The sequence below is a fragment of the Shimia sp. Alg240-R146 genome (genome assembly GCF_947331465.1).
Lineage (GTDB): Bacteria > Pseudomonadota > Alphaproteobacteria > Rhodobacterales > Rhodobacteraceae > Shimia.
Genome location: NZ_CAMZOK010000002.1, coordinates 246,182 through 269,131 on the forward strand (window position 1 = coordinate 246,182; position 22,950 = coordinate 269,131).

At 58.0% G+C, this 22,950-nt stretch carries 18 protein-coding genes; 11 read left to right on the top strand and 7 right to left on the bottom strand.

Features of this window, described 5'->3' with window-relative positions:
- Positions 1 to 3: 3 nt before the first annotated feature.
- The gene (pepN, locus tag PG871_RS10400; RefSeq protein WP_270730864.1) at positions 4 to 2,589 is read right to left on the bottom strand and encodes an aminopeptidase N; all 2,586 of its coding nucleotides are present in this window, start codon (positions 2,587 to 2,589) and stop codon (positions 4 to 6) included.
- A 242-nt stretch (positions 2,590 to 2,831) separates the two neighbouring features.
- Between pepN and PG871_RS10405 the strand changes: the two genes are divergently transcribed.
- The 3 genes from PG871_RS10405 (at position 2,832) to PG871_RS10415 (ending at position 6,284) form a co-directional block, all read left to right on the top strand.
- Positions 2,832 to 4,964, top strand: coding sequence for a malate synthase G (locus PG871_RS10405; RefSeq protein ID WP_270729135.1), 2,133 nt, complete (start codon positions 2,832 to 2,834; stop codon positions 4,962 to 4,964).
- Between the two features lie 51 nt (positions 4,965 to 5,015).
- Complete coding sequence (locus PG871_RS10410; protein WP_270729136.1) at positions 5,016 to 5,441, top strand: GlcG/HbpS family heme-binding protein; 426 nt, start codon at positions 5,016 to 5,018, stop codon at positions 5,439 to 5,441.
- Positions 5,442 to 5,504: 63 nt separating this feature from the next.
- Positions 5,505 to 6,284: a gamma-glutamyl-gamma-aminobutyrate hydrolase family protein gene (locus PG871_RS10415; protein ID WP_270729137.1), complete on the top strand. Its 780-nt coding sequence runs from the start codon at positions 5,505 to 5,507 to the stop codon at positions 6,282 to 6,284.
- A 93-nt stretch (positions 6,285 to 6,377) separates the two neighbouring features.
- Here the strand turns inward: PG871_RS10415 and PG871_RS10420 are convergent, their stop codons facing one another.
- The gene (locus tag PG871_RS10420) at positions 6,378 to 7,064 is read right to left on the bottom strand and encodes a pentapeptide repeat-containing protein (protein ID WP_270729139.1); all 687 of its coding nucleotides are present in this window, start codon (positions 7,062 to 7,064) and stop codon (positions 6,378 to 6,380) included.
- 157 nt (positions 7,065 to 7,221) lie between these two features.
- On the bottom strand, positions 7,222 to 7,974 hold the full coding sequence (locus tag PG871_RS10425) for an SDR family NAD(P)-dependent oxidoreductase (RefSeq protein ID WP_270729140.1): 753 nt from the start codon (positions 7,972 to 7,974) through the stop codon (positions 7,222 to 7,224).
- Between the two features lie 291 nt (positions 7,975 to 8,265).
- On the opposite strand from PG871_RS10425, the gene PG871_RS10430 reads away from it, so the two are divergent.
- From PG871_RS10430 to PG871_RS10440, 3 genes are all read left to right on the top strand, one after another.
- A complete protein-coding gene (locus PG871_RS10430) occupies positions 8,266 to 8,730 on the top strand; it encodes a methyltransferase family protein (RefSeq protein WP_270729142.1) in 465 nt (154 codons plus the stop codon).
- A 135-nt stretch (positions 8,731 to 8,865) separates the two neighbouring features.
- Positions 8,866 to 10,437, top strand: a complete 1,572-nt coding sequence (locus PG871_RS10435) for a Re/Si-specific NAD(P)(+) transhydrogenase subunit alpha (protein WP_270729144.1) — start codon at positions 8,866 to 8,868, stop codon at positions 10,435 to 10,437.
- A gap of 13 nt (positions 10,438 to 10,450) precedes the next feature.
- A complete protein-coding gene (locus tag PG871_RS10440) occupies positions 10,451 to 11,890 on the top strand; it encodes an NAD(P)(+) transhydrogenase (Re/Si-specific) subunit beta (protein ID WP_270729146.1) in 1,440 nt (479 codons plus the stop codon).
- A 66-nt stretch (positions 11,891 to 11,956) separates the two neighbouring features.
- On the opposite strand, the gene PG871_RS10445 is transcribed toward PG871_RS10440, so the two are convergent.
- A complete protein-coding gene (locus tag PG871_RS10445) occupies positions 11,957 to 12,346 on the bottom strand; it encodes a winged helix-turn-helix transcriptional regulator (protein ID WP_270729148.1) in 390 nt (129 codons plus the stop codon).
- Positions 12,347 to 12,463: 117 nt separating this feature from the next.
- On the opposite strand from PG871_RS10445, the gene PG871_RS10450 reads away from it, so the two are divergent.
- Both PG871_RS10450 and PG871_RS10455 read left to right on the top strand, forming a co-directional pair.
- Positions 12,464 to 13,036 carry a flavodoxin family protein gene (locus tag PG871_RS10450; protein WP_270729150.1) on the top strand — a complete coding sequence of 191 codons (573 nt, stop codon included), beginning with the start codon at positions 12,464 to 12,466 and terminating at the stop codon, positions 13,034 to 13,036.
- 165 nt (positions 13,037 to 13,201) lie between these two features.
- Positions 13,202 to 14,482, top strand: a complete 1,281-nt coding sequence (locus tag PG871_RS10455) for a DUF3422 family protein (RefSeq protein WP_270729152.1) — start codon at positions 13,202 to 13,204, stop codon at positions 14,480 to 14,482.
- A 68-nt stretch (positions 14,483 to 14,550) separates the two neighbouring features.
- Here PG871_RS10455 and PG871_RS10460 read toward each other — a convergent pair whose 3' ends face one another.
- From PG871_RS10460 to PG871_RS10470, 3 genes are all read right to left on the bottom strand, one after another.
- Positions 14,551 to 15,462, bottom strand: coding sequence for an ABC transporter permease (locus PG871_RS10460; RefSeq protein WP_270729154.1), 912 nt, complete (start codon positions 15,460 to 15,462; stop codon positions 14,551 to 14,553).
- Positions 15,455 to 16,462, bottom strand: coding sequence for an ABC transporter permease (locus PG871_RS10465; protein WP_270729155.1), 1,008 nt, complete (start codon positions 16,460 to 16,462; stop codon positions 15,455 to 15,457). Before PG871_RS10465 ends, PG871_RS10460 begins: the two co-directional genes overlap by 8 nt.
- A 119-nt stretch (positions 16,463 to 16,581) precedes the next feature.
- Positions 16,582 to 18,282: a peptide ABC transporter substrate-binding protein gene (locus tag PG871_RS10470; RefSeq protein WP_270729158.1), complete on the bottom strand. Its 1,701-nt coding sequence runs from the start codon at positions 18,280 to 18,282 to the stop codon at positions 16,582 to 16,584.
- Between the two features lie 318 nt (positions 18,283 to 18,600).
- Here PG871_RS10470 and PG871_RS10475 point away from each other — a divergent pair, with 318 nt between their 5' ends.
- Genes PG871_RS10475 through PG871_RS10485 form a run of 3 tightly spaced genes read left to right on the top strand, consistent with a single transcriptional unit; the run spans position 18,601 to position 22,934 of the window.
- Positions 18,601 to 20,421: an ABC transporter ATP-binding protein gene (locus PG871_RS10475; RefSeq protein WP_270729160.1), complete on the top strand. Its 1,821-nt coding sequence runs from the start codon at positions 18,601 to 18,603 to the stop codon at positions 20,419 to 20,421.
- A gap of 3 nt (positions 20,422 to 20,424) precedes the next feature.
- Positions 20,425 to 21,591 (top strand): acetylornithine deacetylase, encoded by a 1,167-nt coding sequence (gene argE, locus PG871_RS10480; protein WP_270729161.1) that lies wholly within the window; start codon positions 20,425 to 20,427, stop codon positions 21,589 to 21,591.
- Entirely contained in the window at positions 21,588 to 22,934 is a 1,347-nt protein-coding gene (locus PG871_RS10485; protein WP_270729162.1) for an NAD(P)/FAD-dependent oxidoreductase, read from the top strand. Before argE ends, PG871_RS10485 begins: the two co-directional genes overlap by 4 nt.
- The last annotated feature ends 16 nt before the right edge of the window (positions 22,935 to 22,950 follow it).

Sequence of the window (22,950 nt, forward strand, 5' to 3'; positions counted from 1 at the left end):
ATCCTAAGCGCCTTGTATGCGAGTGATCATCTCGCTTGTGTCACGGCTGAGATCCGGCTGGCCTGCGATGCGCCCCAGTTGCGTCGCGATTAGGGACTGGCGGTCCGCATCATAGCGTTTCCATGTTTGAAAGGCGCTGCACATGCGGGCGGTGGTCTGTGGGTTCACCGGATCAAGTTTGATCAGCCAATCCGTCAAAAGCTCGTAAGCCGCACCGCTTTCGTGGTGGAAACCGGCGTGATGCGCCGCAAGCATGCCCATCACGGCGCGGAACCGGTTGGGATTTTTCCAGTCAAAATCGATGTGGTTGGTCAGCCGCTGTGTGGTTTCCGCCAACGCGTCGGGTTTGGCGTGCATCACCTGCAGAGAGAACCATTTGTCGATCACCAGCCTGTCGTCGCGCCACTGCTCATAAAAGGCGGCGAGTGCGTCGTCTCCGGCTTCCGCGTCCAAAAGTGCGCTGAGCGCTGCGAGTTGCAGGGTCATGTTGTCGGCCTTGGCATATTGCTTGGCGGCGGTCGCGCCGCCATCAAGTCTGGTCAACAGGCCCAGAGCCGAGTTCGCAAGGTCACGCTTGCCAGCCCCTTCGGCGTCAGGCGCATAGGGGCCATCTACTTGATTGGCGGCGTAAAGGCCGGGCAGAATGTCTGCCCAACTTTGCGCCTTGGCGTCGCGCATCGCTTCGCTGGCGGCATGTATGGCCGCTGGATCAGGGATATCCCCTGCTTGATGCAGCACGCCCGCGAGCTCGGATTGCGAGGGTTGCGCCAACATCAAGGCACGATAGGCCGGATCCAGCGTGTCGTCACGCAAGACCGTTTTGAGACCTTCCAAGTAGTCGGCATTGGGCGCGGCATCCTTACGGATCGACGTCAACAACGAGTCGCGCGCCAGCATCCGACCGGCTTCCCAACGGTTGAACGGATCGGTGTCGTGCGACAACAAAAAGGAACGCCGCGCGGTGTCGATGCCCTGCTCCAGCGTCACCGGCGCGGAAAATCCGCGCAGGATGGACGGGACGGGGCGGGTGGCGTGCCCTTCGAAAGAGAAGCTTTGCTCTGCTTCGGTCAACTCAAGCACCTTGGTTGGCATCACCTCGTCGCCATTGTCGTTCAAAAGGCCCACGGCCACCGGGATCACCTGGGGCAGCTTTTCGCTTTGTCCCGGCGTCGGCGCACTGGATTGGCTGAGATGCAGAGTAAAGGTGTTGTCTCGATAGTCTTCGCGCACTGTGACCTTGGGCGTGCCAGATTGCGAGTACCACAGTTTGAACTGGCTCAGATCGCGGTCGGTGCTGTCCTCAAACACCTGTATCCAGTCCTCAATCGTACACGCCTGACCGTCGTGGCGGTCAAAATACAGATCAAGCGCTTTGGCGTAGGCCGCATCGCCGACAAGCGTCTTAAGCATGCCAATGACTTCGGCACCTTTTTCGTAAACCGTGGCCGTATAGAAGTTGTTGATCTCCTGAAAGCTCTCGGGCCGCACCGGGTGGCTAAGCGGGCCTTGGTCCTCCGGGAACTGCCGCGCGCGCAGAGCCAGAACATCATCAATGCGTTTCACCGGCTCAGAGCGCATGTCGGCGGTGAACTGAGCGTCGCGGAACACGGTCAAACCCTCTTTCAGGCAGAGCTGAAACCAATCGCGGCAGGTGATCCGGTTGCCGGTCCAGTTGTGGAAATACTCGTGTGCGATGATGGCTTCGATGCGCTCGAAGTTGCCGTCAGTCGAGGTTTCGGGGCTGGCAAGCACACAGGAGCTGTTGAAGATGTTCAGACCCTTGTTTTCCATCGCACCCATGTTGAAATCGTCGACGGCAACGATGTTGAACTCGTCCAGATCGTATTCACGGCCATAGACGTCTTCGTCCCATTTCATCGACTTCTTCAAAGCCTCCATACCGAAGGCGCATTTGTGTTCATCGCCGGGGCGCACATAGATCGCTAGATCCACGTCACGGCCAGACATGGTGGTGAACGTGTCCTCATGCGCCACCAGATCGCCTGCGACCAAGGCAAAGAGATAGGCCGGTTTTGGCCAGGGATCCTCATAGATCGAGACATTGGGGGCAGGGGTCTGAGTGCCGTCCTGATGATAGTACAGCCCGTTGCCGTTTGAGAGCATGACAGGCGTATGGTCTGCGTCGCTTTCAATGCGCACGGTGAATTGCGCCATCACGTCGGGGCGGTCGGGATACCATGTGATTTTGCGGAACCCCTCGGCCTCGCATTGGGTGCAATACATGCCGCCCGACATATAAAGCCCCTCAAGGGCTGTGTTGGCCTCTGGGTTGATTTCGACCTCGGCCTCCCAATTAAAGGGCGCGTCGGGCACGTCGGCTTCAATGCCGCCATCCACATGGCGCAACGCGACCTCATGGCCGTCCACTTTGGCCGAGATGGGTTTCAACGCTTCGCCGTGCAAAAAGAAAGAGCGGTCTGTTGCGTCAGGGTTGGGACGGAACCGGATGCGCGAAATCACACGCGTTGCCGATGGGTGCAGCCGGAATGTCAGGTGCACGTCATCAATGATCCAGCCAAATGGCGTGTAATCTTTGAGAAAGATCGTTTTGGGGGCCGCGTCCTGCATCATTTGCTCCGTCTTGTACATTGGCACATGTTGGTTCGCCGAGTGTTTGCAAAGATGTATCTGATCGAGCAGCACCCGCAAGGGGACGCGTGGCATTGTCTGGTTGCACAAGAAAGCGGCGGCGCGCTTTCCTGATTTCCAAGAAAATGCTTTTGGTAAAGAAAAAGAACCAATTTTGTTGCCTATCGGAAACTCATGTTCTAATTGGAAATGCAAGATCACATCAACGAGGGAGAGGCACGATGGCTGAACGGGTAGAGAAGCAGGGGCTGCAAGTGGCAGCGGAGCTGGTGTCGTTCATTGAAGACCGTGCTTTGTCCGGAACGGGCGTGAGCGCGGACACGTTTTGGTCGGGCCTAAGTGTGCTGGCGCATGACTTTGGTCCCAAGAACCGCGCCTTGCTTGCCAAACGCGAAGAAATTCAACAGCTTATCGACGGGTGGCATACGTCACGCAAAGGGCAGCCGCATGATGCTGTGGCCTACAAGGCGTTTCTAGAAGAGATCGGCTATTTGGTTCCCGAAGGCCCTGAGTTCTCGGTCGAAACCGCAAGCGTGGATCCTGAAATTGCCAATATCCCCGGCCCGCAGCTTGTGGTGCCTATCACCAATGCACGCTTTGCGTTGAACGCGGCGAACGCGCGCTGGGGCAGTCTTTATGACGCGCTTTACGGTACGGACGCGATGGGTGATCTGCCTGAAAGTGGTGGTTATGACGCCGCACGTGGCGCGCGGGTGATCGCTTGGGGCCGCGAGTTCCTGGACCGCTCAGTGCCCTTGGCCGTTGGCAGCTGGGCAGATGTCGATGGGCTGTCCGTGCAGAATGGCGCTCTGGTTCCCGCGCTTCAGGACGCAAGCGGGTTCGCCGGACATGTGGGTGAGGCTGCAAATCCCGACCGCATTTTGATCAAAAACAATGGCCTGCACGTCATTCTGGAAATTGACCCCTCAGGCAATATCGGCTCTGGAGACAGAGCGGGTATCAACGACATCACGCTTGAGTCCGCGCTGTCGACCATCATGGACTGCGAAGATTCCGTGGCCTGTGTCGACGCCGAAGACAAAGTTGTCGCTTACAACAACTGGCTGGGGCTGATGAAAGGCGACCTGGCAGAAGAGGTCAGCAAAGGCGGCAAAAGTTTCACGCGGGTGCTCAACGAAGACGTTGCCTTTACGGCGGCTGACGGCGCAGCAAGCACGTTGAAGGGTCGTTCGCTGATGTTGGTGCGCAATGTCGGCCACTTGATGACGAACCCTGCTGTGCTGGACCGCGAAGGCAATGAAATCGGCGAAGGGCTGATGGATGCCTTGGTCACCGTCGCGATCGCCATGCATGATCTGGCGCGCGAAAGCGGCAATTCGGTACACGGCTCGGTCTATGTGGTGAAACCCAAAATGCATGGGCCGGAAGAAGTCGCCTTTGCGGATGACATTTTTGCCAAGGTCGAGGATATTCTTGGCCTGCCGCGCAACACCGTCAAAATGGGCATCATGGACGAGGAACGCCGCACCTCCGTGAACCTCAAGGAGTGCATCCGCGCCGCCAAAGGGCGGGTGGCCTTTATCAACACGGGCTTCCTTGATCGCACTGGCGACGAGATCCACACCTCAATGGAAGCGGGCGCGTTCCTGCGTAAAGGTGAAATGAAAACAACACCTTGGATCCTGTCCTATGAGGATCGCAACGTGGACATCGGTCTGGCCTGTGGCCTGCAGGGCAAAGCGCAGATCGGCAAAGGCATGTGGGCCATGCCCGATCTGATGGGGGCAATGCTGGACCAGAAAAGCGGCCATCCCAAATCCGGCGCGAACTGCGCGTGGGTGCCGTCACCCACCGCGGCAACACTGCACGCCACACACTACCATGAGGTTGATGTTTTGGCCCGTCAGGAAGAGATCAAGGCTGGTGGTGCCCGCGGAACATTGGACGACCTGCTGACGGTGCCGGTGATGGATGGGCAGAACCTGTCAGACGCCGAGATTGCGGCCGAGGTTGAAAACAACGCACAGGGCATTCTGGGCTATGTGGTGCGGTGGATTGACCATGGCGTGGGCTGTTCCAAGGTGCCTGACATCAACGATGTGGGCTTGATGGAGGATCGAGCGACGTGTCGAATTTCCTCGCAAGGCTTGGCGAATTGGCTGCACCATGGCGTGGTTAGCGAAGCGCAAGTGATGGCTGCGATGCAGAAGATGGCCTCTGTTGTGGATTTCCAGAACACGAGCGATCCGAACTATCACCGCATGGCGCCGGACTTTAGCGGGGTGGCGTTTCAGGCGGCCTGTGATTTGGTCTTCAAGGGGCGGGTACAACCGTCCGGCTATACCGAGCCAGTGCTGCATGCACGGCGTTTGGAACTGAAGGCACAAGCGTAGTATTCAGGGTCGGAGCGGTGCTCCGGCCCATTTATTTTTCAGGAGAAAGACATGACGATTTCTTTGCGCAAGGCGCGTGTGATTATTCGTAAGGCATTGGAAAAAGGCCATGAAATGGATCTTAAGCCGTTGTCTGTGGTGGTGCTGGACGCTGGTGGACATGTGCAGGCGTTTGAACGCGAAGATGGCGCGGCACCGGGGCGGTTCGCGATCGCACAGGGCAAAGCCTATGGCAGTGTAATGCTCGGCATGGCTGGCACAGCGCAAATGGCGCGGGCCGAGGCGCAGGCCTATTTCATGACGGCAGTGAACGGCGCATATGGCGGGCAGGTGATCCCGGTGCCGGGCGGCGTTTTGCTGCGAGACAAAAAAGGTGTCGTGATTGGGGCTGTGGGCGTAACAGGCGATACGTCTGAAAATGATGCAACTGCTGCAATGGCGGGCATCGAGGCCGCAGGATTGATCGGCGAAATCTGAGGGGGCTTTCTCATCGTCCGCGCAACGCCTATGTTGGGCGGGCGAACAAATAAAGAGGCTCTCATGACGCGCCCCGTCGTCGGTATCATCGGCAACCAATATCTGATCAACGATCAATACCCCGCCCACGCGGGCGGAGAGATGAATTCAGAAGCGATTTCAGGCGTTTCGCGCTGTATGCCGCTGCTAATTCCAGCCGATCCGCGGTTTGTGTCGATTGATGAGTTGATGCAGACCTGCGACGGCTTTCTGCTGACCGGCGGACGTCCCAACGTACACCCCGAAGAATACGGCGAGGCCGCCACTGAGGCGCACGGTGCATTTGATCGGGCGCGGGATGCGATTGTGCTGCCCCTGGTGCGGGCCTGCGTGGAAAGCGGTCAGCCTTTCTTTGGAATTTGCAGAGGATTTCAAGAGGTTAATGTGGCGATGGGCGGCTCTCTATATCCTGAGATCCGCGATCTGCCGGGACGCGACAACCACCGCATGCCCCCTGAGGGCACGCTGGAAGAGAAGTTCGCGCTGCGCCACACGGTGGCGTTTTCTGACGGTGGGGTTTTTCACAAGCTGTTTGGGGCGTCGGAGGTGATGACCAACACGTTGCACGGCCAAGGCATCAAACGCGCAGGCAGCCGCGTGGTGGTCGATGGCCATGCACCGGATGGCACGCCGGAGGCGATCTTTATTGAGGGCGCGCCAGGGTTCACATTGTCGGTGCAATGGCATCCGGAGTGGGACGCGGCCAATGATCCGGTGAGTCGACCGTTGTTTGAATCATTTGGTCAGGCGGTGCATGCTTGGGCCGAAGGGACGCGACCGGAGTCGGTGCTCAAGTCGGCGTAAACCCACGATCTGTATCACGTAGGTATCCCGTCGGTTTTGCGACGGTGCCAAAATGCAGGCTTTGCAACGTCGCCAAACCGCCGTGTTGTTCGCTTAGAACACTTGCAAACCCAGTTGGCCCAAAAGGATTGCGGCCTGTTGTTTGGAGATCGTGGCCCCCTTAAATCGGCGCATGTCGGTCAATGTAACCCCGCCCAAATCGGCGCCGCGCAGGTCGGCGTTTTCAAACCGGCTGTCGACCAGATGTGTGTTGCGCAGCGAACAGTCATCCAACACAGCGTCGCGAAAGTCGCACCGGTTGAGGTCGGCGTCTGAGAAATCCACGCGGGTGAGGGTCATCTTGCGGAAAGAAAACCTTGGCAGGACCGCGAGGCGGAAAAGCACTTCTTCAAGTGTGAGGCCAATGGCTTGGACTTCGCTGAGGTTCGCGCCGGTCATTTTGCAGTTTCGGATTGTGGCGTGGGTAAGCTTGGCGCCGCGCAGGTTGGCATTACTAAAGTCGCCGCCCAAGACGCTGGCTTCGGACATATCTGCGCCTTGCAGGTTGATGCCGCCGGCGCGACAGGCCTTGAAAGTGGCTTCTTCCAGTGTTGCGCCAGCAAATGACGCACCGGTCAGGGTGCAGGCTTCAAAACACCAGTCGATAAAATCAAGCTGCGCCAGATCGACGTCTGTCAGGTCACAGTTGGTCAAGTGGTGAGGATCGCCCGTGCGGCTGGCTTGCGCCATTTCTGAGTAAGACAGGCTGCGGTCGGCGATTGTGCGAATTTCAGACGACACGGGTAGGCTCCTTCAGGCGCGAGGCGGTCGGCAAGGGTGCTGCCTTGCTACGGAAGAAGCTGAGGAGAGAAAAGGGCGTCGTGCCAATGCGTGGCAAAGACGCTGACAAAGTGAGCAGAGCCCCAACGCGATTTCGGCGATGGGGCCCTGGTTAGGTTTACATTTCGCCGCCAGCAACCTGCAGGGTCTGGCCACGGACCGAGTCCGCGAGATCAGAGCAGAGATAAAGCGCGGTGTGTGCCACTTCTTCGGCTTTGATCAGGCGGCCGTGCGGGTTCACGCCAACCATCATATGGCGGGCTTCCTCTTCCGTGCAGCCTGTGCGTGCCATGATGCTTTCGATGTTTTGCTCGATGATGTTGGTTTCAACATAAGCCGGGCAGATCGAATTGAACGTGATCGGTTTGCGCGCGTAATCCGCCGCAAGCGATTTGATCATGCCGTTGACCGCGTGTTTGGACGTGGAATAGGCGGGTGCGCCCTTGAGACCACGCAGACCGGCGATGGAGCTGATCACCATGACGCGGCCCCAATCGGTTTGGGTCATCGATTTCAGGCTTTCACGGATTGTCAGATACACACCGTCGATGTTGATCGACATCATCTTGCGCCAAAACGCCATGTCGGTTTTGTGCAGGGCGCGGCCCTCGGCGATACCGGCATTGGCGACGCAGATCTGGATGGGACCACGGGCGGCCACAGCTGCCGCGACGCCGTCCACTACCGAGGCCTCTTCGGCTACATCCATCGCGAGCGGGTGGATGTTGTCGGTGGCGGCGTCCTGCAACACCTCGAGGCGGCGGCCGGTGATGGTGACTTGTGCGCCTTCTGCCGCCAGCGCCTGTGCGATTGCCAGACCGATGCCTGTGCCACCGCCGGTGACCAATGCGTGTTTGCCGTTCAAAGACATGGTGTTCTCCCTTGTTCTGTTGTGTGCAGGATGGGCGGCACGGGCAGAGGAGACAAGCGGGTCCTAAGGCAAACGCCGCGCCGTCACTTTCTGTTGCATTGCCTGCGTTCCGCAGCTGGGTTGGTTTGCGAACGGCGTCCCATGCGATGCAAAAGCGCAGTCTTTCTGTCCTTTTTGGCGTGTGGGGCGTTTTGTGCCGTTGCGTCAGGTTAAAACATCGTTACACCAGTCGAGACGCCACGCGGCGCGACAGGTGCACGAAGCGCCGCAAGCCAGTAGAGGAGCCTGTGCATGACTGAGACCCGGAGTCGGCCTTTTGATTTGCCGCCTGTTTGGCTTGTTCTGGCGCTGGCTGTGGCTTGGGTTCAGGCGCAATATTTTTCTTTTGGATTGTCGTTTGGTCCGGTTTGGGCAGACCTGCTTGGCGGGTTGCTGGTGGGTGGCGGCATCGTTTTGATGGCGCTGGCCGTGTACGAAATGCGGCGTCAGAAAACCACGTTTCACCCACATCACGAAAGCGCACGGCTGGTTCAATCCGGAATTTTCAGCCGCTCGCGCAATCCGATCTATCTGGGTGATATGATGGTTCTGGCTGGGATGATCCTTTATTGGGACGCCGTTCTGGCCTTGCCGCTGGTGCCGCTGTTTTTGTGGCTTCTGGAGCGACGCTTCGTCATTCCCGAGGAAAACCGCCTGCGCCGCACGTTTCGTATGGAATTCGCCAAATACAGTGAAAAAGTCAGGCGCTGGCTGTGATGCCGTTGCGTCGTAGAAACACGGGAAGCACTCTGTTTGCTTGTGCAGCATGACAGGTGTCGTTAAAACTTTCTGCAAGTGCAGCATCGTCTGCGTGAAATATTATTACTCCAACACCAGAGGGGGATAAGAAAGGTGAAAATCGGAACGCCAAAAGAGGTGTTTGAGGGAGAGAACCGGGTCGCGATGACTCCTGACTCTGCCAAACAACTCATGAAACTGGGCTATGAGTGCGCCGTCGAGGCGGGCGCTGGTGCCAATGCGGGCTTTACGGATGCGGCTTATGAAGCTGCTGGCGTTGAGGTCCTCAAGACCCCTGCCGCGCTTTGGAAAGCCAGCGACATTGTTGCCAAAGTGCGCCAGCCGGATGCGGCGGAACTTAAGCGTCTTACGAAAGACAAGACGCTGATTTCGTTCTTCAACCCTGCGGGCAACGACGACGGCATGTCTGCGGCGAAGGCCAAGAAAGCCAACGTGATCGCCATGGAAATGGTGCCACGTATTTCGCGCGCACAGAAGATGGACGCTTTGTCGTCGATGGCAAACATCGCGGGCTACCGCGCTGTCATCGAAGCAGGCAACAACTTTGGCCGCTTCTTCACTGGTCAGATCACCGCAGCCGGCAAAGTGCCGCCCGCAAAGGTTCTGGTCGTGGGTGCTGGCGTGGCCGGTCTGGCCGCGATTGGTACGTCCACGTCGTTGGGTGCGATCACGCTTGCGTTTGACGTGCGTCCCGAAGTGGCCGAGCAGGTTGAATCGATGGGCGCCGAGTTCGTCTATCTCGATTTTGAAGAAGAGCAGGCCGACGGCGCGGCAACCGGTGGCTATGCCGCTGTGTCCAGCCCGGAGTTCCGCGAAGCCCAGCTTGCCAAATTCCGCGAACTGGCGCCGGAAGTGGACATCGTGATCACCACGGCGCTTATTCCGAACCGCGAAGCGCCGGAACTGTGGACCGAAGACATGGTTGCGGCCATGAAGCCGGGCTCGGTGATTGTCGATCTGGCAGCGGAAAAAGGCGGCAACTGTAAGCTGACGGTCATGGACGAGAAGATCGTGACCGAGAATGGCGTGACCATCATCGGCTACACCGACTTCCCAAGCCGTATGGCCTCGCAAGCGTCGACGCTTTATGCCACCAACATCCGTCACATGATGACCGATTTGACCCCTGAAAAAGACGGTCAGATCAACCACGACATGGAAGACGACGTGATCCGTGGCGCGACCGTGACCTTTGAAGGTGACATCACTTTCCCGCCACCGCCTCCGAAAGTGGCCGCGATTGCTGCCAAACCGAAAGAGGTTGTGCCGGAACTGACGCGCGAAGAACAACTTGCAGCCGAAACGGCTGCGTTCAAAGCGCAGACCAAACAGCAGGTGATGCTGCTGGGAGGTGGTGGTGCCTTGATCCTTTTGTTGGGTCTGGTGGCGCCGGCGAGCTTTATGCAGCACTTCATTGTGTTTGTTTTGGCCTGCTTTGTTGGCTTCCAGGTGATCTGGGGTGTTGCACACAGCTTGCACACGCCGCTGATGGCTGTGACCAACGCGATTTCGTCGATCATCATTCTGGGTGCCTTGATGCAAATCGGGTCCGGATCGTTCCTGGTGATCCTGCTTGCCGCGCTTTCGGTCTTTATGGCCGGGATCAACATTTTCGGCGGCTTCCTCGTGACACGGCGCATGCTCGCCATGTTCCAGAAATCCTAAGGAGGAGAGAAACATGATTGGATTCACTACTGCGGCCTATGTTGTTGCCGCTGTCCTTTTCATCCTCTCTCTGGGTGGTCTGAACAATCAGGAAAGCGCAAAACGCGCTGTGTGGTATGGCATTTCCGGCATGGCGTTGGCGGTGTTTGCGACGCTCATTGGCCCGGGGTCGGGTTTGTGGCTTCTGTCCATTCCTCTGATCGCGGCCGGTGGCCTGATCGGGTATCAATTGGCGTCTAAGGTCGAGATGACCCAGATGCCGGAACTGGTGGCTGGCATGCACGCGCTGGTTGGTTTGGCGGCTGTGTTCGTTGGCTACAACGCGCACTTTGAGATCGGCAACGCGGCGGCGGCCAATGCTATGGGCGCGGACGCGGTCAAAGAGCTGGGTTCGTTTGGCCAGTTGATTGCAAAGAAATCAGCCGTTGAGATCAGCATCCTGTTTGTCGAGCTCTCGCTTGGTGTCTGGATCGGTGCTGTAACCTTTACGGGTTCTGTCATTGCTTATGGCAAGTTGTCCGGCAAAGTGTCCTCCAATGCAGAAAAACTGCCTGGCGGTCACATGTTGAACGCAGGCGCTGCGGCGCTCTCGCTGGTGTGTCTGATCTGGTATCTGAACACGGGTGGCATTCTGCCTCTGTTGATCCTCACTGTGGCGGCGCTCTTTATCGGGTATCACCTGATCATGGGCATCGGTGGGGCTGACATGCCGGTGGTTGTCTCGATGCTGAACTCTTACTCCGGTTGGGCAGCAGCGGCGATTGGCTTCTCGCTGGGCAACGATCTGTTGATCGTGGTCGGCGCGCTGGTGGGCTCTTCGGGTGCGATCCTGAGCTACATCATGTGTAAGGCGATGAACCGGTCTTTCGTTTCAGTGATCTTGGGCGGCTTCGGCGGCACCACGGGCCCCGCGATGGAAGTCGAAGGCGAGCAGATCGCCATCGAAGCAGACGGTGTGGCCTCGGCGCTGGACGATGCGGACAGTGTTGTCATCATTCCGGGCTACGGCATGGCGGTGGCACAGGCTCAGCAGAACGTGGCTGAACTGACACGTCGTTTGCGTGCCAAAGGCAAGACCGTGCGTTTCGCGATCCACCCTGTTGCGGGTCGTCTGCCAGGTCACATGAACGTGCTCTTGGCGGAAGCCAAAGTGCCATATGACATCGTGCTGGAAATGGACGAGATCAACGATGACTTCCCGGAAACGGACGTCGCCATCGTGATTGGGTCCAACGACATCGTGAACCCTGCCGCACAAGAAGACCCCAACAGCCCCATCGCCGGCATGCCGGTTCTGGAATGCTGGAAGGCCAAGCAGGTGTTTGTGTCCAAACGTGGTCAGGGTACCGGCTATTCCGGCATCGAGAACCCACTGTTCTTCAAAGAGAACACGCGCATGTTCTATGGTGATGCGAAAGCCAGCCTCGACAAATTGTTGGGCATGATCGACTGATCGGTCTCGGCAAAAATGATCAAGGAAAAGGCCCGCATTTGCGGGCCTTTTTTGTTGAGCGCGCCGTTACGCTGGCTCTTGTTCACGCACACCGGAGTCGGTGGTTTCAGGAAAACCTTCGTCCAATTGCCACCCACGCGCACGCCAGTCCAGAGCGATCAAATGCAGCCCCTTAAGCGAGGCATGAAGCGCCTTGCCGTCTTCGGTCAACTCATAGCTTACCTCGGGTGGGATGGTGTCTTTCTGGGTGCGTATCAACAGATCATTGCGCTCTAGCATGCGCAGACGATCCGCTAGCACTTTGGCGGAAATTGATGGCACCAGCCCCATCAGTTCGCCAAACCGCAAGGAGCCTTCTTGCACCAATCGCCAAAGGATGTAGGTGGTCCAACGCCCTGTGACAGCGCGCAAAAGCGGGTCCATCGGGCAATTTGTGTGATTGTCAGCATCAGCCATTTCGATTTCCTTCTGGTAACTGGTTACATTTCGGTAATCGGTTACCAAAATGTAATGACTTACTTTTTGTAACTGTATCGCCCAAATCCCTTCTGCATGTCAAATGAAGGAGGCAACATGGCACAGATCGAAATCATTTATTTCTCCGGCTACGGCCACACAACCAAGCAGGCAGAAGCCGTTTTGGAAGGCGCGCAAAGCGTTGGGAACGCGCGTCTTTGGGCCTTGCCAGAGGACGGTGTTGCATCTGAAGCACTGTGGGACGCGGCGGATGCCGCAGACGCGCTGATCTTCGGCTCGCCAACATATATGGGCAACGCGGCATGGCAGTTTAAGCGCTTTGCCGATGAAAGCTCCAAGCGCTGGTTTGGGCGCAGCTGGAGCGACAAAGTGGCGGGCGGTTTCACAAACTCGGCCAGCACCGTGGGTGACAAAGGCGTGACAATGGCGTGGCTTCAGACCCTCGCGGCGCAGCACGGTATGCATTGGATTGCCCTCGACCAGATGCCAGCCAACGCGATGGGCGCGACCACGGCGGACCGCAACTGGGCCGGCGGAAGCGCTGGTGCGTTGTCGACGTCGCCGTCGGATGCGTCGCCAGAGGAGGGGCCGCGCGAAGGGGATCTGACCTCGGCCAAAGATTATGGTGCACGGGTGGCACTGTGGGCGGCGAAGTTCGCTGGCGAATAATTAAACGGGAGAGCGGTGCGGTTCCGGCCGCTCTCCTGTGCCTTGAAGGCCCGCGTTGCCCTTGTTTTGTTGACCCAGTGTACCGCTGCATACCTTGAACGCGCTGGCTTTATTTGACTTCCTGTGTAGTTTGATCCGAAATGCATAGGTAGGCGGACGTTTGTCATGAGCGGAATTAGAGATCACCCGTTGCGATACAATCTGGCGAACGAATTGCATGCGCGTCCGTTCCCAACATTGGCTGCGCCCAGTACGGCGGTGTTTTTGGCGTTGCGCACGCCTGCAAATGTGGTTGGCCAATCGCGTGATGCAGAGCTTGCGCATTTGCTGGATCTGCTGGACCGGTTTGGTGCGCCACATCCGCAACCGGGCGCGACGCATTTTACCTGCTCCATCGGGCGCAACACTTTGAAATGGGAAATGCATGCCGAGTTCGTGACCTTTACGGTGTTCACCGACCGGCTGAGCGCACGACCTTTTGATCCGGCAGATTTCGAGGCCTTTCCTGAAGATTGGCTGGGGGCTTCGCCGGGCAAGCGCATTACCTCGGCCTTGATACGAGTGGATCACATGCCTGCGCCACAAAAGGCGCTTGCGGAGCTATCGTCTTGGTTCGTGCCTGAGAGTATCGCCATGTGTTACGTGCTGGACCGGTCGTGTTTGGTGGCGACAGATTTCCGCATCAATGCAGCTGGTCATCAGTGCATGGCGGTCTTTGTCGACAAGACCACAGGATCGCGTCGAATTGGCCGTGTGGTGCAGCGCCTGTGCGAGATCGAGACCTATAAGACCATGTCGATGCTGGGTTATTTCCGCGTCAAGGCGATTGCCGCCAATTTGGGGGCGCTAGAGGCTGAGGCGGCGACCTTGATGGGCAAGTTGCGCAGCGACGACGAGGATGCGGACAGCACGCTTGCGCGGCTTCTGGATCTGTCTGGGGATCTGGAAAAGCTGATTGCCGACACGTCGTTCCGTTTTGGTGCAACTGAAGCCTATGAGGCGATTGTGCATCAGCGCATCACGGTGCTGCGCGAGGAGCGGTTTGAGGGCCGCCAGACCTTTGGTGAGTTCATGTCACGCCGGTATGATCCTGCGATGCGCACGGTGGCGTCTACAAAGGCGCGGATGATGTCTTTGGCAGATCGGGCAGGGCGGGCAGGGCAGTTGTTGCGCACCAAGGTCGAGGTTGCGCGGTCAGCGCAGAACCAAAGCTTGCTTGAGAGCATGGACCGCCGCGCGGATCTGGCGTTGCGGTTGCAAGAAACCGTCGAAGGCCTGTCGGTGGTGGCGATCAGCTATTATGCGGTCTCTTTGGCGGGGTATCTGGTCTATCCGTTGGCCGGCCCACTGGGCGTCAGCAAGGGCGTGATGACGGCGGCAATCACGTTGCCGGTGGTGTTGATCGTCTGGTGGCTGGTGCGCCGGATCAAGGCGCGGATGCATTAGGCAACGTGCGCCTAAATAAAAAAAGGCCGGAGCGTTGGCTCCGGCCTTTTCGTTTTTTGATGCAGGCCTTAGCGGCCGCGAATACGCGGATCCAAAGCGTCTCGCAGACCATCGCCGAGGTAGTTCACACTCAGCACAGTCAGCGAGATCGCCAGGCCGGGCCAGAATACGCGTTCCGGATAGTCTTGCAGATATTGCGTCGCATCGTTCAGCAGGCGCCCCCATGTCGGGAAGTCCGGCGGGAAGCCCAGACCCAAGAACGACAGCGCGCTTTCCGTGATGATCGCGTTGGCGATCCCCAGCGTGGCCGAGACCATGATTGGTGACAGCACGTTTGGCAGAATGTGGCGCGCGATCATGTTCTTGTTGGAGGTGCCGATCGAGCGGGCCGCCAGAACAAATTCACGTTCTTTCAGAGCCAGCACATCGCCGCGCACGATGCGCGCTGTCGGCATCCACGAGGTGATGCCAATCGCGACAACAATCAGAATAAAGATCCCGCGTTCCGGACCCACGGCCGCTGACAGTGGCTCGCGGAAGAGCATCATCATGACAAGCAGCAAAGGCAGAACCGGCAGCGCCAGAAACAGGTCCGTCAGGCGCATCAGAATTCCGTCGAGCCGTTTGAAATAGCCCGCCGTGATGCCGACCAAGCTGCCCAGACCAAGCGCCAGCATCATTGCTGTCAGGCCAACGGCAATCGAGGTCTGCCCGCCGGCCATCATGCGCGCCATTGTATCGCGGCCCAACTGATCGGTGCCAAAGGGATGCGCCCAGCTCGGACCCTGGTTGCGGGACCGGATGTCGATGTAGCTCGCATCAAAGGGCCAAAGCCACGGGCCAATGAAGACCCCCAGAATGATCACAATGAAAACGATACCCCCCAGCATAGCGCCTTTGTGCGCCTTGAACTGGTGCCACACGTCATACCATTGGCTGTGCGGCGGGGTGGTGGGTTCCGTGTTGGACATATCAGTCATAGCGGATCCTCGGATCAAGAATACCGTAGAGCACGTCTGCGATAAGGTTGAAGAACACGATCAGGATGGCGAACATAAAGGTCAGCGTCTGCACGGTGGGCAGGTCGTTGGCCTGAATGGCACCGATCAGTTGACCACCGATGCCGTTCACCGAGAACACTTGCTCGGTGATGATGGCGCCGCCAAAGATCGCAGGCAGGCCAAGGGCAATCACGGTGACAACCGGGATCATCGAGTTGCGCAGCACGTGCACCAGCACGACCACTTTCTCGCTCAGGCCTTTGGCACGCGCGGTGCGCACATAGTCCTGATTGAGGTTGTCCAGCATCGAGGCGCGCATGTAGCGGCTGATCTGGGCAGTGGTCTGCATGGCAAGCACCATCACCGGCATGATCATCTGGCGCAGTTGATAGACAAAGCTGTCCCAATCCGTGACCTCATGTGTGGTGTCATAGATGAACGGGAACCATCCCAGTTGCACCGAAAACAGCACGATGATCAGCGGGCCGGTGAAAAACGGCGGAATGGAATAGCCGATCATGGTGATGAAAGTACCGGCCTGATCGAAGATCGAATACTGCTTGTAGGCAGAGTAGATGCCAATCGGCAGCGCGATCAGGATGCCCACGATGTAGGACAGGCCCACCACCCAAAGGGTCTGTGGCAAGCGTTCCACGACCACGTCCATGACGGGGCTGCGGTGCTGCCAGCTGATCACGCGCAGCTTGCCTTCGGAGAAGGCGGTGCCGAAGTAGTGGTCAAACAGAACCTGCGGTTCGATCCAGAAGAATTGCACCAGCCACTTCCAGTAGCGGACGTGCATCGGCTCGCCAAGACCAAGGGCCTGGCGCATCTTTTCTTTGACCTCCGGCGGCACGGTCAGAGGGACCTGCGCCATCGGATCGCCTGGTGCCAGTTCCAGCAACAGGAAGATGATCAGCGAGATAAATAAGAGCGTCGGGATCGCGAGGATCAACCGGCGTATTGTGAAGGTCAGCATGAGTGGCGCCTTTGTTTATGCGTCTGTTTTTGTTGTTGAGCCATGGGCGCAGCGACCTGCCTGCGCGGGGCTGGAAAAGGAAGGAGGGCGGACCCGAAAGCCCGCCCTCGCAACTCTGATTACTTCACGCGGTGCCAGTCAGCCACGTTCCACAGCTCGGAGTCCCAAACGTTCAGGATTACGCCGCCGAGCGAGTTGGCGTGTGCAGACACACGACCACGGTGCACAAGTGGCACGATGGTGTAGCTGTCTTTGGTCAGCATGTTGTTCATCTTGATCGCGATCTCGCCGCGCTTCTCGATGTCGCCGGTACCAGCCAGTTCGTCGATCAGAGCGTCATACGCCGGATCACAGAAGCGGTTGATGTTTTCACCCTGCCACTGGCTGTCAGGCTTCGGCTCTGCACCACAGCGGTAAGCTGCGAGGTACTGCTGAGGGTCTGTGCCGTTGAAGGTGTTGGCATACATTTCCACGTCCGCATAGAACTTCTGGAAAGTGTCAGGCGAACCTGGGTCACCGCCGAAGAATACGGATGCAGACAGGTTGCGCAGTTCGGTTTCAACACCGATTTCGCTCCACCACTGTTTGATCAGGGCTTGGAAGTCCTGACGCACGGCGTTTGTGGATGTCTGGTACAGGATCGAGATTTTCACGCCGTCTTTGGCGCGGATGCCGTCAGCACCTTTAACCCAGCCAGCTTCGTCCAACAGAGCGTTGGCGCCAGCGATGTCCTGCGTCATGCAGTAGTCGTTCTTGGCGGAGTAGTTGTCAGGCGAAGGCACCAGATCACAGGTCACTTTACCTGCTTTGCCGTAACCGATTTCAACCAGCAGTTCGCGGTCGATCGCCATGGACAGTGCCTTACGCACGTTCATGTCGGACAGGAACGGGTGAGGATGAGCAACAGTCGCACGCTCGCCTTCAGGCAAGTCGGAGGACGGGTTGGTCATGTTCATTTCCAAACGCTCAACCAATGGGCCAAAGCCTGCAATGGCTTTGCCTTTGCCGCCTTCTTCCATTTTGGCAATCACATCGGGTGCCAGCTGGAGGTTCCAAGCGTAGTCAAATTCGCCGGTTTCCAGAACCGCACGACCAGCACCGGTTGCGTCGCCGCCACCTTTGAAGGTCACTGTTGCGAACGCAGGCTTGGCCGGATCACGGTAGTTTGGGTTGGCTTCGTACTGGATCACGTCATTTGTGCGGAAATCCGTCACAACAAACGGGCCGGTGCCGATTGGGCCAAAGTTTTCAGCCGTGCACTCAGGTGCTTTCGCGCCCATGCAGTTTTCGAACTGAGCTTTCTGGATGATCGGGGACTGGCCGCCAACGAACGGGCCGTATGGGTTCGGCTTAGGCTGGTTGAAGGTCACTTTGACCGTCATTTCGTCCAGTGCTTCGATGTTTTCAACACCGTCAAAGAACGCTGCCTGTGCGCAACCGCCTTCGGGGTGCATGCAGTATTCGCCGGTGAACACAACGTCAGCCGAGGTCACTTTCGTGCCGTCGGACCACATCATGCCGTCAGCGATTGTCCATGTGATCGAGGTCAGGTCCTCGGACACACCGCCATTGCTGACGGTTGGAATGTCAGCAGCCAGGAAAGGCACCATTTTGCCGGTTTCGTCATAGCGTGCCAGCGGCTCAACTGTCAGCGATGCCGATTCTACATCCTTTGTGCCCGACGACAGGTAGGGGTTCAGGATGGAAGGCGCTTGCCAATAGATGATGTTTACGTGGCCGTCCGAGCCGCGCTCTGCCATGGCCGCAGGGGCCATTGCAAAGGCTGCCGCAGCGCCAAGCATCAACGTTTTAATCTTCATGTCTCACTCCATGTTGCTCGCGGTTACCCGCGAAATTCAGGCAGATTTAGCTCTGCCCATTTGTTGGTTGTCAGGAAGGGAACGCGCATCGAATCGCTCGAATGCAACGCTGAACAATTATTCATATCCCCTCTCGACTGGTCATATCACAGACCACCAAACGGGAAATTGCAAGCGCTCGTTTCGGAACTAACTTCTGGTCAGGTTGCGAATTGTGAACTGCAAATTGACGATCCGGGGTGTGTTTGACCTTTGCAATCCTTGGCAGTAGCGTCGGCCTCAACGACAAAAAATACAAAAAAATGGGGAGTTGTGGGGATGTTGGACAATGCCATCGCCTCGATTGAAAACCTTCGGGTCGAGTTCCAGACAAAAGACGGACCAGTGGTCGGCGTCGAGGATGTGTCCTTTCAGGTCAATCCCGGCGAAACCGTCTGTATTGTTGGAGAATCCGGCTCTGGGAAGTCGGTGTCCAGCCTCTCGCTGATGCGTCTGGTTGAGTTCGGTGGCGGTGAAATTACGGGCGGTCGCCTGCTTTTTGATCGCAAGGACCTCGGCGAAGCTGACCTGCGTGCCACCGACAAAGATTTGATGCGCACGATTCGCGGCAACGAGATCGGAATGATCTTTCAGGAGCCGATGACCGCGCTCAATCCGGTCTTTACCGTGGGTAAACAGCTCACCGAAGGGCTGCGTCTGCACAAAAAACTATCAAAGTCAGATGCTGAGGCGCGCGCAATCGAATTATTGCGTGAAGTGCGCATCCCGGAGCCCGAGCGGCGGCTGCATCAGTACCCGCACGAATTGTCTGGTGGCATGCGCCAGCGGGTGGTGATCGCCATGGCGATGGCCTGCGAGCCGCGCCTGTTGATTGCGGACGAACCCACAACGGCGCTCGATGTGACGATTCAAGCCGAAATCCTTGCGCTGATGGACCGGCTGAAACGCGAGACCGGCACGGCTGTGATGTTCATCACGCATGACATGGCTGTTGTTGCACAGATGGCGGACCGCGTGATCGTGATGTTCCGCGGCAACAAGGTCGAAGAGGGCACTGTTGAGGAAATCTTTGAAAACCCGCAGCACGATTACACCAAGGCGTTGCTGGCGGCAGTGCCCAAGTTGGGCGAGATGACCGGAACGGATATTCCGAGCCCGATGAAGTTGTTTGGCGACGACACTCACAGCACCGATCCGATCCCCGGAACCAATGAACCGATTTTGACGGTAAAGAACCTCGTCACCCGCTTTCCTGTCAAAGGTGGCTTGATGCGGCGCACGGTGGCCAATGTGCACGCGGTTGAAGACATTTCCTTTACCGTCAACAAAGGCCAAACCCTGAGCCTTGTGGGTGAATCCGGCTGCGGCAAATCCACAGCGGGGCGATCACTGCTGCGACTGGTCGAACCGACATCGGGGCATGTGGAGTTTGACGGGCAGGACATTATTTCCCTGAACCCCAAAGAGATGCACAAAGCGCGCCAAGAGATGCAGATGATCTTTCAGGATCCGTTTGCGTCGCTCAATCCGCAAATGATGTTGATGGATCAAGTCAGCGAGCCGATGCGCAATTATGGCACCCACAGCGGCGCTGATTTGCAAAAGCGCGTTGAGATGTTGTTTGACCGGGTAGAGCTTCCGCGCAGCTTTATGCGCCGATATCCGCATGAACTGTCCGGTGGTCAACGTCAGCGGATCGCAATTGCGCGGGCACTGGCATTGAACCCCAAGCTCATTGTTTCTGATGAGGCCGTCTCGGCGCTGGATGTGTCAGTGCAGGCGCAGGTTTTGAACCTGATGATGGAATTGCAGGCGGAGCTGGGTATTTCTTATGTGTTCATTAGCCACGACATGGCCGTGGTCGAACGTGTCAGCCACTATGTCGGTGTGATGTATCTGGGTCGGATCGTAGAGATCGGACCGCGCCGCGCAGTGTTTGAAGACCCGCGTCACCCCTATACCCAAGCCCTGATGAAAGCGGTTCCGATTGCGGACCCACGTCAGCGCAAGTCTGAGAAAGACCTGAACTTCAAACCAATTCCGTCGCCGATCCACCCAGTGGATTATGAAGCTGCGCCGTCGGAGTACGAAGAAGTTGGTCCCGAGCATTTTGTTCTGACCACAGACAGCGGGTACTAAATCATGGTAGAGCGCCTCAGCCCCCGCGCAATTTTGGACAAACTGGTGTCGTTTCCAACCGTAAGCCACGACACCAACTTGCCGCTGATTGACTGGGTTGAGGGCTATCTCGCCAGTCATGGCATTGAAGCCTTTCGCCATCCGCATGAAACCGACCCCGCCAAGGCGGGACTGTTTGCTCATGTGGGGCCAAAGGTTGAGGGCGCCGTTGTGTTGTCCGGCCACACGGATGTCGTCCCGATCGAGGGGCAGCCGTGGTCGACCGATCCGTTTGAGGTGGTCGAAAAGGACGGCAAGCTTTTCGGGCGTGGTACCTGTGACATGAAGGGCTTTGACGCTCTGGCGATCTGGGCGATGGTCGAAGGGCAGTATCGTGATCTGACGCGGCCATTGCAGATTGCGCTGAGCTATGACGAGGAAATCGGCTGCACCGGCGCGGCGCCGCTGATTGAGGCCATGACCAAGGTTTTGCCCAAGGGCAGCGCAACCATCGTGGGCGAGCCATCCATGATGGGGGCCGTGACCGGCCACAAAGGTGGCACCGGTTTCATGGTGCATATGCGTGGCTTTGAGGTGCACAGCTCGCTGATGCACACAGGTGTGAACGCGATCATGTATGGTGCCAAGCTGATCGAATGGGCCAATGAGATGAACGTCGAGAATCGCGCCAAAACGCCGGATGCGGTGGACGCAACGTTTGAGCCGCCCTGGACGACAGTGCATGTCGGCGTGATCGAAGGCGGCACTGCGCACAACATCACCGCGCTGGATTGCCGGTTTGGTTTGGATTTCCGGTTTGTCCCGGGAGAAAGCAGCGACGATTGGGTGGCACGGTTCAAAGCCAAGGTGGCCGAGGTCGAAGCCGAAATGCAGGCGGTTGTGCCCGAAACCCGCATTGATCTGGAAGAGATGTTTTACGTGCCGGCCCTGATGCCGGAAGAGGCAGGAGAGGCCGAAGCTTTGGTGCGGCGCATTACCGGCGACAACGCCCCGCGCGTTGTCAGCTATGGCACCGAAGGTGGGCATTTTCAGGACGGTGGGTATTCCACGTTGATCTGTGGCCCCGGCGACATCGCGCAAGCACACCAACCGGATGAGTTCCTGACTGTGGCGCAGTTCGAAGCCGGTGAACGGTTTATGCGTGATTTGCTGACGGAGCTGGCGGGATGAGCGATTTTCCTTTGGGCGTGCACCTGCCGGTGGAACATGGCGGGGCGCTTCCCAAGGAAGCAGATGTGGCAATTGTTGGTGGCGGCATCATTGGCGTGATGACCGCCTTTTTCCTTGCCAAAAAAGGCCTTCGGCCCGTTGTTTTGGAGAAAGGCCGTGTGGCTGCGGAGCAGAGTTCACGCAACTGGGGTTGGATCCGGCAGCAAGGTCGCGACATGGCGGAATTGCCGATCATGATGGAAGCCCATCAGCTGTGGAAACACCTGGCTGGCGAAATTGGCGAAGATCTTGGGCTGAAAACCGTTGGAATTTGCTATCTCGGTGAGTCTGAAAAAGAGCTGGCGGAATATGAAGGATGGCTAAAGGACGCGTCGCCATTTGGTCTGGACAGCCGGATGCTGTCCGGATCTGAGGTGGGCGACGTGTTGCCTGGCGTGACCAAACGCTTTGACGGCGCGCTGATCACACCGTCTGACATGAAGGCAGAACCGTGGATTGCGGTACCCGCGCTGGCGCGGGCGGCCGTGCGGGCAGGGGCGGTGATCGTGGAAAATTGCGCCGTGCGGGGATTGGACACCGAGGCCGGACGTGTGGCGGGCGTTATTACCGAGCAAGGCGTGCTTAAGGCGCCGGAAGTTGTGGTCGCGGGCGGCGCTTGGTCCGCGTTGTTTTTGCGGCGCCACGGCGTGAATATTCCGCAACTTTCGGTGCAAGCGCCTGTGATCGCCACGCACCCGCTGGCAGACTTGGACATGCCGGCCACAGCGATGAGCGGACTCGCGTGGCGACGGCGCGCAGATGGTGGGTTCACTCTTGTCCCTGGTGGGTGGCACAAGCTGCATATCGGGCCGGATGCTTTTCGGGCTCTGCCCAAATATGTGCCTCAGCTGCGCGCGGATTGGGCAGGGACCTATTTTTCTGTGGCGGCTCCGACGAGCTATCCGGATGCCTGGGGTACAAAACGCAATTGGCAAATGGATGCCGAAAGCCCGTTTGAGCGGATGCGGGTGCTCAACCCCGTGCCGCCAAAAGCACCGATTGCGGCCGCGTTGGCCAATTTCGGCGCGCTTTTCCCCGCGCTGGGCGTGCCAAAGATTCGGAAGGCGTGGTCAGGTATGATCGACACGATGCCCGATATTGTGCCGGTGGTAGACCGCGCTGACACTCTGCCGGGATTGAGCATTTGCACCGGTATGTGTGGGCATGGATTTGGAATCGGCCCCGCCTTTGGCCGCGTTATGGCGGATTTGGTGACTGGCGGAGAAGTTGGCCACGACCTAAGCCGTTTTCGGTTGGGCCGGTTTGCTGATGGGGCAAGAATCGAGCTTGGCCCGATCATCTGAAGCTGCGCCGTGGCGG